We start from the raw sequence: 10,922 nt of genomic DNA on the forward strand, positions 1-10,922 counted from the left end.
CCACCTCCCTGGTAAAGGCAAGCAGGAGCTCGCCGAGCCGAACCGGCTGCTCCTGCTGGATCCAGTGACCGGCGCCGTCGATCAGCTCGATGTCCGCATTCTCGTCGTCGCCTTCGTCCTCATGAGCTCGAGCGCGCCCGGCGCCGAATAGGCGCCTTAATTGCAAACTGCCGGGCGTCCAACCCCACGTGACCTAGCAGCTGAACCCCTAATGCCACGAAAGCTGGATGCGGTCGGGCGGTTGTGGCCGGCGGGTCGTCCGGCGACAATTCTCCCCCTCGCTGCAAGGCTGCGGTAACGGCAGTTAGCGTGGGAAAACGGTTAGGCAAAGCGCCGGCCACCGTCTGGACATCACAGATTGGCGGCAGAACGACCGCGCTGTCGCAGTTGGTACGACTCAGCCAAGAGCGGCGATCGTCCATGACACGAGCAGCCCTGCTGTGCGCTCTGGATCCGCAGTCGCCGCCTCAGTTGCCGCGAAGCGACCCTATCCGTGCCCTGTCACGACCTTTTTCGTCGCGTGATAGCCGTGCCTTGTTGCATCGGCAACGGCATGGCCAGCCTTCTTCGCACCGTGGCCGACCGCGTGCGCGGCATCGCGCACAGCATGCCCGCTCTTCTTTCCTGCGGTCTTGACATCGTTCTTGAACTCTTGGGCACCTGTAGCCCCCTATAACAGCTGCCGGAATCGCCACTGTCCCAGGTGCCAGTCGCTTGCCCGCGCACAATGGCACGACGACCGTCAGGCCGATCTGCTGCCGGTACCGTACTTTCACGTGGTGTTCACGGTCCCGCAAGAGATCGCGGCGATCGCCTACCAGAACAAGGCAGCGGTCTACGACATCCTGTTCCAGGCCACCGCTGAAACACTGCAGGCCATCGCTGCGGATCCCAAACACCTCGGCGCTGACATCGGCTTCATCGCGATCCTCCATACCTGGGGCCAGAATCTGCTGCACCATCCACACCTGCACTGCGTGGTGCCAGGCGGCGGTCTCGCTCCGGACCACTCATGCTGGATTGCCTGCCGTCCTGGTTTCTTCCTGCCGGTGCGTGCTATCACGCCTGTTCCGGCGTCTGTTCCTCGAGCGATTGAGGCATGCCTTTGAGACCGGGCGCCTGCGGTTCTTCAACGCCCTCGCGTCCCTGCAGCACGGGAAGGCGTTCGCCCGTTATCTGGATGGCCCGCGACGCGCGGAATGGGTGGTGTACGCAAAGGAACCGTTCGGCGGCCTGCAGCAGGTACTCGACTACCTGGGGCGTTACACGCATCGGGTCGCCATCTCGAACAATCGCCTGATCGACATGGCCGATGGACACGTCACGTTCCGCTGGAAAGACTACCGCCATGAATCCGCCCAGCGCGTGATGCAGCTCGGCGCGCCGGAGTTCATCCGCCGCTTCCTGCTTCACGTGCTGCCGCGCGGACTGCAGCGTATCCGTCACTACGGGTTCCTCAGCAACCGGCGCCGCGAAACTGGACTCGCCGAATGCCGACGCCTGCTCAAGGTCATACCGCCGCGCGCGACTGCCGCTGATGAGCCTAGCCACGACTATCGTGACCGCTACGCCAGACTCACCGGTCGGTCCCTGCGTGACTGTCCAGCGTTTGCGCCCGGACACATGGTATGCATCGAACTCATCCCGCATCACGCTCGACCGCGGGCACCTCCTGCTGGTGCGCCGTGACGCCCGCGCCTTCACTCTCCGCGCACCAACCCGGACAACCGGTCGCCCGGTTGCGGCAGCGCTTTGGCCGCGCCGCGGCCGTCGCGGCGCCACCGTCAACAACGCACCGCCCGTCACAATCACACGAGCGCTCTCGCATAATTCACGCGCAGCAGCGGACCGTCTTCCACGGCCCATCCCGCACCGCCATCTGCAACATCGCGGTCACCACCCTGATTCAATGCCCATAGCTGCTGGCGCCGGCAGATCGGTTTCGCTCAAAGAATTTTTAGCGAAGCGGACGCGGATTTCGTGCCGTGCCTGCGATCATCCCGGCGTGCCGCTTCCGCTTCGCTAAAAATCCTCTGCCTTATCAGGAATGGGTCAAATGAATATAAAGCGGGCTAGGCGCAAATGGAGTCCCAGTTTTATGGGTTGTCAATCCGACAAGCTCGATGGATCTGCAAATAGCAATGGCTTTGAATAACATCATCGCGGCAAACATTATTGCGGACAGGGCCGGAAGCGCCATCCGTAAAGGCTTCGGTGTCTCTCATCACTCCCATGCGCGTCGCTCGCTGATGGGGGCAGTGCAGGGCGGTCCGATGACGCCGGGCAGTCCCGCGAAACTCCCAACGAAAGAACTGAAACTTTAGCCAATTGGAAACCCGGACAATCTGAATTCGTCGTTGCGGCGAGCCAAAAGCGTCGCCGCTACAAACCGTGCGACGCCCGACGACGAATTAGACGGCGGTCAACTGGTGATCCGGAACGGATTGACCACCGTCAGCCGGTCGAAGATGACCTGGCCGTGTTGCATATCTTCGCTGTAGAGTACTTCGCAATCTTCAAGCAACGCGAAGGCGATGATGCACGAATCGTAGAACCTGAATCCGTAGTGTTCGGCGATACGGCGTGCTTCCTTGTGGACTTCAAGCGTCAGTGGCACGATCTCGCAGAACTCCTCCACATCGCCTAGGAGAACGTTGATCTCCGCCCACGAGAGCCCCATTTTCCGGCTCATGACGAGCGTAACTTCGTTCATTACCTGCGTGCTGATGACGGGCATCGGAGCCCCCTGCACCACTAGCGCCTCGGCCCGGTCCGCCTTCGCGGCGTCGCCGGAGAACAGATAGGCAATCACATTGCTATCGACGGCAAATCGCGCCGGTGCCTCGACCGTCATTCAGCGTTTCCCCTTTCGCTGAGCGATTCCCGATCGAACTTGAAGTCGGCAGGCAGTCGTCCGCGGTATTTGCGCAGGCGCTCGATTCGCTCAGCGACCGTCGGCCTTTTGCTGACCGAGAACGCGCCGGATTGTTCTGCATAGATCTCAATGTCGTCGCCCTCCTTCAAACCCAGTGCATCGACGACGCTCGCGGGCAGCCGGACGGCGAGGCTGTTGCCCCATTTAGCGACTTGCATCATTATCTCCAATAGATATACATAAATCGTATTGTATATCCAATCCAATGCTTTTCAAGTGCGAAGACGGTTCTGATGACTGCCTCGCGGGCGACTATCCGTGCACGTGGCTCCCGAGCGCAGGCTCATGCTTTGGCGAGCCCAACGGCAATGTCAAGCGGCCGAAAGTGACCGGTCGGTGCCACCGACCTCGGACGCGATACGCGTCTCGCATACGCGAGATTTTTCCCGTCTGTGCGCTCGAAGTCCGCTGAAAGGCAAAACGCCCGCAACCGAATGCTCTTGACCAGTTCGCTCATGGGCCACCACTTTGGGGGCTGGTTTGAGCGCGTTCCGGGGCTCGCGAGATAACAACTACGCCGTGCACAACGATATCAACGCGACCACCTGTGGCCGCTGCAAGACATCGCGCGGCAGAGTCTGCAACGGCATGAATCAGGGCGGATGTCGGAGTCTCCGCTCGCTCCAGCGCGCGGGCCCAATCAATCAGGTCTCGGGTAGACATTCGGCCTCGCTTCGGAGCGTACGATTCGCCTCCCGAAAGCATTCCAGGATATGAACCGCCTCATACTTCGATCTGTTCAGGGCCGTCACTGCGCGATCATTGAATGTCTCACAGATAACGCGCCCCCCTCTGTTTCCCGCAATTTACCCAGGTTGCCGTGTGCGCCAGACTCTGCGATAAGGGCTTTTGCCTGGCTCAGGCTCGTTGAGTATCCCGTGCGGAGGACTGCTAAACCCGCCGAAAGTTAGCTATTTATTTCGCTAAGCATACCCAACGATCAACGAACCGGATGCTTACGGAAACCTTGGCGTGGCTCGGTGTCGCATGGGCGAATCTCCTGCAGGTCCGCCATGACGCCCCACACCTGTGCGTAGGCATCGTGCAAATACGGGTCCTTCACGGAATTCTTGAAATTGAAGTATGCGATTTGCGTGATAGCCTGAGCGATCACCATGCCGACGATGTCACGCCGAAGGAACGCGCGGAATTGATGGTCGCGCCCGGGGATGGTCGTCACTTGGGTTTCCGGGCCGAACACGGCTTCGACGTCCCCCTTATGGCGCGCACGCACCATCAGGACGGTCGGGTCCTGGTCGCTGTTGACGATGGACAGAAAACTGTCCGAAAGACAAATCCACATAAGAAACGGACGTCTGCGCTGCGGGTATTGCCCTAAGGGCACAGGCGAAGGCGCTTAACATGAGGACACCTAGTTGATGCGGCAATGCGATCCACCATCGGATTGCCCCGTTACGATTTCCCATGCCTTGAATGCCTGCTGGCGGGCCTGCCGTTTCTGTTGCACGTTCGCGTTGTAGCGGCAGTGCATGAACAAGTTGCTCACCTGAGCATGGACCGACGTGAATCGTTGTAGATGGCGCGCCGACTTGAAGCGGCGCATCACCTTTTCGCGCACGGCGTTGTCACGTTCGCGGGCTGGTCAGCTAAGATGAAGTGATGAAAAAGACGAAATCGCTCTACCACGGCCATCGATTCCCGGCGTCGGTCATCAGTCAGGCAGTTCGGTGGTATTTCCGTTTTCAGCTTAGCCTGCGCGACATCGAGGAGTTACTGTTTGAGCGCGGCGTGGTTGTCAGCCATGAATCGATCCGGCGGTGGACGGACAAATTCGGTGCCGGTTTTGCGCGTCAGGTCAAGACTGCCCGGCGCCAGCCGGGCAGCACATGGCACCTCGACGAGATGTTCGTGACGCAAGGCGGCGAGCCTTGGCTGCTGTGGCGTGCAGTCGATGAGCACGGCATTGAACTCGACATCCTGCTTCAGAAGCGGCGCGACAAGGCGGCGGCCAAACGCTTCTTCAAACGGGTATTGGCTGGCTGTTCCAAGGTACCGAAGAAAATCGTCACCGACCAGCTGCGCAGTTACCCGGCCGCGAAAGCGGAGATCCCTGAGCTGGTGAATGTGAAGCACGTTTTCGTCAAGGCCTGCGCGCGCGTGAACAACCGCGCTGAAAACAGCCATCAATCCACGCGTGAACGCGAGCGCCGAATGCGAGGTTTTCGCTTGCCAGAACGCACGCAGTCATTCCTGTCATGCTTCGGTCCGATCCGCCAGCACTTCGCGCTCAAGCGTCATCTGCTACGCGCCTCGCTGTATCGCAAACAGCTCGCCGCGCGATTCGAAGCCTGGCGTCTCTTCACTGGCATTGTCCAAGCTGCGTCCACCGTATTCTCAGACACGACTGTCCGTGCGGATATCTCGTCGCGGGGGACAGTAACGTGACAAACGTCATGCCCGCAGCAAGCGTCTTTCGCGGTGTTTGGGTCTTCTTCATCGGCCAGCCAAAGCATATTTGTCAGGCTCGAATACTACTTCTCCCGCCTTAACGCGACAAAACCTCCTCAGGTGCCTATACTGTGAGGCGCTGCAACCCGATCTGCGAAACCTAACGCGCCATGCGTCGGATTTTTGAGGAAACGAACCCGATCAACGCGATGAGTATGATCAGCGTCGTCGAGACCGCGGCGAGCGTCGGCGTGATCGCCAACTGGATGTCGTCCCACATCTGCTTGGGCAACGTGGTATTGATACCGCCGCTCACAAAGATCGCAATCGTCAGGTCGTCAAACGACACGAGGAACGCGAACAGAAAAGCCGCCGTCACGCTCGCCATCAGGAGCGGCAACACAATGGTTGCGATGCGTCTTGCTGGCGACGCACCCATCAAGCGGGCGGCGGCGTCCAGTCGCCAGTCGAACTGGCGGAAGCCCGCGGCGAGCGTCACCACGACGTACGGAATCGCCAGCACCGTGTGACCGATCACAAGGCCCGTATTGGTGCCCGTCAACCCAAGTCGCGCGAACAGATACAGCAGGCCGATCGCGACGACAATCCGCGGCACGATCAGCAGAGCAAACAAAGGCTTACTGGCCCGCTGCGACATCCCCGTAAGCGCCAGCGTCGCGCCGAAGCCGAGTACAAGCGACAGCAACGCGGTGCCGAGACCCACTTCCAGCGATCGGCTCAGCGCGCTCTGCCATACCGGCGAATACAGGAACGTGCCGAACCATTTCAAGCTGAACAGCTTTGGCGGAAACGCAATGAAGTCACTGGTCGTGAACGCATAAGGGATCACGGACAACACGGGCGCGACCAGCGCTGCGAGCACCACGAATGAATAGATGCGCAGCGGGCCGAAACCGCCGGCTGCATGCGCATCGAGCGTCATCCGGCGCCTGACGAACGGCGCCGTCAACCGGCCAGCCGCCAGCAGCAGCCCGAGCTGCGCGCCTTGCGCACGCGAGCCGCGCCGCGTGTCCCGCACCTCGCCGCTCAACGACGATAGCCCAACCAGCCGGTCATAGACGAGGAAAATGACGATCGAGCACAGCAATAGCACGGTCGACAGTGCCCCCGCAAAGCGCATGTCGAACAGCTCGAGCACCGACGAGATCACCAGTTGCGCGATCATCGTTTCCTTCGGCGAACCAAGCAACGCAGGTACGATGAAAAACCCGATGCTCGAAATGAACACGAGCAGTCCGGCCGCCGCGACGCCCGGGGACGACAGCGGCAGGAACACGGTGAAGAAACTCATGCCGCGATCGGCGCCGAGCGTCTCGGCCGCCTGAGCGAGGCGTTCGTCAATACCGCGCATCACTGGCAGCATCGTCATCACGGCGAGCGGCAGCATCGCGTGCACCATGCCGATCAGCACGCCTGTCAGCGAAGGCACGATGCCGTTCGTTTCACTGACGAGTCCGAGTGCAAGTGCGATGGTCGACAGCACGCCAGTCTTCGACAGCAGCAACATCCACGCGTAAGTCTTGACCAGGTAGCTGGTCCAGAACGGTACCATGATCCATAGCAGCCAGCGCTCGCGTACGCGCGCCGACAGCCGGCTCAGCAGATACGCGACCGGATAGCCGAGCAGCACCGAAACCACCGCGGTCATCATCGAAATCGAAAACGTGATCCACAGCACTTTCGCGTAGACCGGTGTGTGCGCAATGCGCGCGAACTGCCCAAATCCAAAACTGCCGTCGGCGTTGACAAGGCCGCCTTGCAGTATTTCGCCGACCGGCACGATGAAGAAGATCAGCAGGAACAATATCGTCGGCACGATTGGCAGCAGACGGACCGACTGAGCGAGCCATCGCATACGTCGGATTGTCGTCCGATCAGTACGGCACCCTCACCTTCGGTCGTCAGTCACGGTCGTTGGCCCTGAATCGAACAGGAAGCGTAGCCAGCCAAGCTCTATTCGCTGTCGGCGAAAGTGTTCCGCTTCGTTCATGGAATGATTGGAGCCAACGCGGCACTTGAGCGCAGCTACCACGTGTTATCCCAGCTGGCCAAGGAAACCCGGGAGACGGTGTCGTGGGTCGAACTGGATAACGACGAGATTGTGGTCATCGGCAATGTACCGAGCGTTCATCTCCGCCTCCTAGTCCGCCGCGGCACCATGCCCCACGCTGTTACCATTGCGTGAAGCCCGTTCACTGATGGCGGGCGATCCAACGGAGCGATGGACAAGACGGATTCAAGCCGGAAGCGCGCAGGCGACACAAAGATGGCGCGCAGGCCACTCACCAAAACACAGTTGTTGCCGATGAGCGCTGCATTGGCGCGCGACCGCTCACTGTCCTATCACGTCGCGCTGGACTGCTGGCGTCGCGGCCATGGCAACGGTCGCATCGTCAACGAACTTACCCGGGCGACTTACATGGCGTGGTTCCTTCAGTGCGCCGGGTATGGCGACGAACCCGTCGAACTGTTCAAGGCCGCTGAGTGCGTCGGAGAAATCACGCTGATGAAGGCGCACGAGAGCGGTCAGCAGGACGGCTGGTCACTCGACGAAGATTGCGTCTCCACGTTCACGGCGCTTCTCGCCCTCCACGACGCCCAGCTACGCACCGCCCCGCTGCACCAGTACCAGAGCGCCGAGCGGCGCCTGCTCGCCTTCCTGCAAGGATCCGAGCGCTCCCCCATTCCTGCTCCCATCGACTGACGGAGGAAGAGGTCATGTGTACCAGCTACGAAGCGCCCGGACAAATGGAATTCGAAGCGTTCAGCCTGTTCTCTAAACCCTCTTTTGAATACCGCCGCGAGATCTACCTCCAATACTTCTTTCACGACAGTTTGTTTTCGGACGCTAAGCAGACAGATGGCTCGCGACGCAAGTAAGCAGTCGGTTATCTCAACGATGCGACAATACGGCGCAGTTTGAGTCTGCCTCACACACGACAATCGTATCGCTTTACTGCCTGCCATTCATTCGGAAGACAAATGGATAAGTTCGACGCAATGCGCGTGTTTGTGCGCGTGGTGGAATCGGGAACCTTTACCAAAGCGTCCGAGACCCTCAACCTTCAGAAGGCGACAGTCACGCGACTGGTTCAGATGCTGGAAGACGATTTAGCGACGAAACTGCTCAATCGCACGACCAGGCGCGTCACCGTAACGCCCGACGGTTCGGCCTATTACGATCGGGCCGTGCGCCTGCTGGCCGACCTCGAGGAACTGGAAAACTCCATGACCGGCGCCAAGTCCAATCCGAAAGGTCGACTGCGCATCGACCTTCCGCGTCCGCTGGCCCATTCGGTGGTCGTGCCTGCTCTACCTGATTTTTTCGCGAAATACCCGGATATCGACCTGGAGATCGGCGCCAGCGACACGCCCGTCGATCTGTTCGCAGACAATGTGGATTGTGCAATCCGCGTCGGAACCGTGACCGATCAATCACTGGTGGCAAGACAGATTGGTCTCAGCCATTTCGGACTCTGCGCATCGCCGGATTACTGGAAAAAGCACGGCAAGCCGCAGCACCCTAGCGAAATCGAGCTTCACCATACGGTGATCCACATGATATCGGCGAGAACCGCCAAACCATTCCCCATCGTAGCCAGTCACGACAGCGAAACTGTCGACATCCAAGGCAATAAGGTCTTGCTCTGCAACGATGTGCCGACCTGTACCGATCTTGCCAGAACCGGGCTTGGCATCATCTGTGGCGGAACTTTCATGATCGCACCACTGATCGCCTCCGGCGTCTTGGAAAACTGCTTGGAGCAATGGCATATCTCGCCCATGCCGGTCTCGATTGTCTACCCGCCGAATCGGCATCTTAGCAATAAATTGCGTGTATTCGTGGACTGGGTTGCCGAACTCTTTGCCCGGCATCCGTCGCAGAAGTTGTCGTAAACCGATGCGATAAGAGGGTTATTCGACAACAATCTTTTGATAAATCAGGCGTTTCTCAGGCTGACCGAGGTTGTATAGACTGCTTCGGCGACGGGGAAATGCTCCGACGTTCCATGGACCACCCAGGTTATCGAGGAAGCAGATCATGAACACGACAGACACTTGACTGTTCCGGTAGTCGCCTCGATGACGAATACCGCCTGAAGCGAGAAACATTACGCCTCCGCTTCCACATCAAATAAGTAGCACTACTTGATTTATTTAACGCTACCCTCGAGTAAAAGGAAATAGAAAATGATCGCCATTACGGGTGCCAATGGAAATCTTGGCCAACTGGTTGTCAAAGGTCTTTTGCAAGTCGTCCACGCCAGCCAGATCATCGCGGCAGTCCGGAGCCCTGAAAAGGCCGATGGCTTGCGCGCGCTCGGCGTCCAGATACGCGAGGCAGATTACGATCGCCCCGAAACGCTGGTCGATGCGTTCAAGGGGGTGGAGCAACTGTTGCTCATTTCTGCGGTACAGCTAGGGGAAAGATTCCGGCAACATCGGGCTGTGATAGATGCCGCCAAGCAAACGGGCGTTAAGCTGATTGCCTATACCAGCATGCTACGCGCCGACACTTCCAATCTGATTCTTGCCGACGAGCACAATCGGACCGAAGCGTATTTGAAGAGCACTGGAGTGGACTTCGTGGTGTTACGCAACGGCTGGTACCTCGAGAACCATACTAGCGGACTTGCCGCAGCTCTCGCCAATTCGGCAATCAACGGCAGCGCGGGGCAAGGTCGATTCGCCTCTGCGTCTCGCGCCGATTATGCAGATGCGGCGGTGAGGGTCCTCACGCAACCCGGTCACGCCAACCGGACTTATGAATTGGCGGGAGACCAAGCCTATTCGCTGACGGAGCTGGCCGAGGAAGTGTCGAAGCAGACGGGCCGAACGATCGTGTATAACCACTTGCCCGCCGCCGATTATGAGGCCGCGCTGTTGAGCTTCGGTCTGCCAAAGATGATTGCCGATGTCGTCGTCGATGCCGACCTGAAAGCGTCGGCAGGCGAACTGGACAGCACCTCCCGCGATCTTTCCACGCTTCTCGGACGTAGCACGACGACGCTGGCCGAGGCGGTCGAGGTGGCGTTGAAGGGCTGATTGGTACCGACGCCCGGCGGGAAAACAAGGTGCCCGACAGTTCGTGAGATTTTGTTCGATACCCGATACTGCGAGCCATGATCGGATCGGCCCATACCTACGTGTGCTTGCATGCAGATTCGCGCAGCCACTAACGGTGCACCCGACCGCCGCCCACTGTTGGAATAACAACGTTGTTCGGACGCGCTGCCATGACTTCAAGCAGGACCCGCAACAGCTCACCTATGCGTGCCTCAGTCAGCGCCACCGAGTGACGTTGCGCCCTACTCCAGATCCTTGAGCAGCGAGCTCGCCCGAAGGGATGCTTTGACGATTACAATCTGCGGCCAGTGAAGGCGTGGAGACCGCTGCCCGTCGGCTCTGCACCTGAACCCTATGGAAGGCGTGAACGTTCTTGACGGCAAAAACCCGACGTGCCCGCATGGCGTTTGATCATCAGCCTCCATGCGGTCGGTGCGCCTCCCGCCCGCGCTTCGAATCAAAGCGTGCGCTGCACGGACCGCGACGCGCC

The 10,922-nt window shown here is 59.5% G+C and carries 9 protein-coding genes and 3 pseudogenes; 6 read left to right on the plus strand and 6 right to left on the minus strand.

All coding sequences use genetic code 11. The annotated features are described in order from the left end of the window. Window positions 1–487: 487 nt before the first annotated feature. Window positions 488–667, minus strand: a pseudogene (locus F759_RS44680) (hypothetical protein); the annotation flags it as partial. 4 nt (window positions 668–671) lie between these two features. On the opposite strand from F759_RS44680, the pseudogene F759_RS41770 reads away from it, so the two are divergent. Beyond that, window positions 672–1,689: pseudogene (locus F759_RS41770) on the plus strand (IS91 family transposase); the annotation flags it as partial. Between the two features lie 434 nt (window positions 1,690–2,123). After that, window positions 2,124–2,324 carry a hypothetical protein gene (locus F759_RS42655; protein WP_152530784.1) on the plus strand — a complete coding sequence of 67 codons (201 nt, stop codon included), beginning with the start codon at window positions 2,124–2,126 and terminating at the stop codon, window positions 2,322–2,324. A gap of 98 nt (window positions 2,325–2,422) precedes the next feature. On the opposite strand, the gene F759_RS0134185 is transcribed toward F759_RS42655, so the two are convergent. The 4 genes and pseudogenes from F759_RS0134185 to F759_RS45470 form a co-directional block, all read right to left on the minus strand. Then, window positions 2,423–2,854 (minus strand): PIN domain-containing protein, encoded by a 432-nt coding sequence (locus F759_RS0134185; protein ID WP_027803751.1) that lies wholly within the window; start codon window positions 2,852–2,854, stop codon window positions 2,423–2,425. Then, window positions 2,851–3,093, minus strand: a complete 243-nt coding sequence (locus tag F759_RS0134190; protein WP_027803752.1) for an AbrB/MazE/SpoVT family DNA-binding domain-containing protein — start codon at window positions 3,091–3,093, stop codon at window positions 2,851–2,853. Before F759_RS0134190 ends, F759_RS0134185 begins: the two co-directional genes overlap by 4 nt. A gap of 782 nt (window positions 3,094–3,875) precedes the next feature. Further along, complete coding sequence (locus F759_RS39560; protein ID WP_051377571.1) at window positions 3,876–4,238, minus strand: hypothetical protein; 363 nt, start codon at window positions 4,236–4,238, stop codon at window positions 3,876–3,878. A gap of 69 nt (window positions 4,239–4,307) precedes the next feature. Further along, window positions 4,308–4,514, minus strand: a pseudogene (locus F759_RS45470) (hypothetical protein); the annotation flags it as partial. Window positions 4,515–4,555: 41 nt separating this feature from the next. Between F759_RS45470 and F759_RS39565 the strand changes: the two are divergent. Beyond that, complete coding sequence (locus tag F759_RS39565) at window positions 4,556–5,341, plus strand: IS6 family transposase (protein ID WP_051377572.1); 786 nt, start codon at window positions 4,556–4,558, stop codon at window positions 5,339–5,341. Window positions 5,342–5,504: 163 nt separating this feature from the next. On the opposite strand, the gene F759_RS39570 is transcribed toward F759_RS39565, so the two are convergent. Beyond that, the gene (locus F759_RS39570) at window positions 5,505–7,220 is read right to left on the minus strand and encodes an ABC transporter permease subunit (protein ID WP_051377573.1); all 1,716 of its coding nucleotides are present in this window, start codon (window positions 7,218–7,220) and stop codon (window positions 5,505–5,507) included. A gap of 366 nt (window positions 7,221–7,586) precedes the next feature. On the opposite strand from F759_RS39570, the gene F759_RS0134220 reads away from it, so the two are divergent. The 3 genes from F759_RS0134220 (at window position 7,587) to F759_RS0134235 (ending at window position 10,411) form a co-directional block, all read left to right on the plus strand. Then, window positions 7,587–8,069, plus strand: coding sequence for a hypothetical protein (locus tag F759_RS0134220; RefSeq protein ID WP_244438991.1), 483 nt, complete (start codon window positions 7,587–7,589; stop codon window positions 8,067–8,069). A gap of 278 nt (window positions 8,070–8,347) precedes the next feature. Then, a complete protein-coding gene (locus F759_RS0134230; protein ID WP_027803756.1) occupies window positions 8,348–9,262 on the plus strand; it encodes a LysR family transcriptional regulator in 915 nt (304 codons plus the stop codon). 294 nt (window positions 9,263–9,556) lie between these two features. Next, window positions 9,557–10,411 carry an SDR family oxidoreductase gene (locus tag F759_RS0134235; RefSeq protein WP_027803757.1) on the plus strand — a complete coding sequence of 285 codons (855 nt, stop codon included), beginning with the start codon at window positions 9,557–9,559 and terminating at the stop codon, window positions 10,409–10,411. Window positions 10,412–10,922 lie beyond the last annotated feature (511 nt).

Source organism: Paraburkholderia dilworthii (assembly GCF_000472525.1).
In the GTDB taxonomy this organism is placed as follows: domain Bacteria; phylum Pseudomonadota; class Gammaproteobacteria; order Burkholderiales; family Burkholderiaceae; genus Paraburkholderia; species Paraburkholderia dilworthii.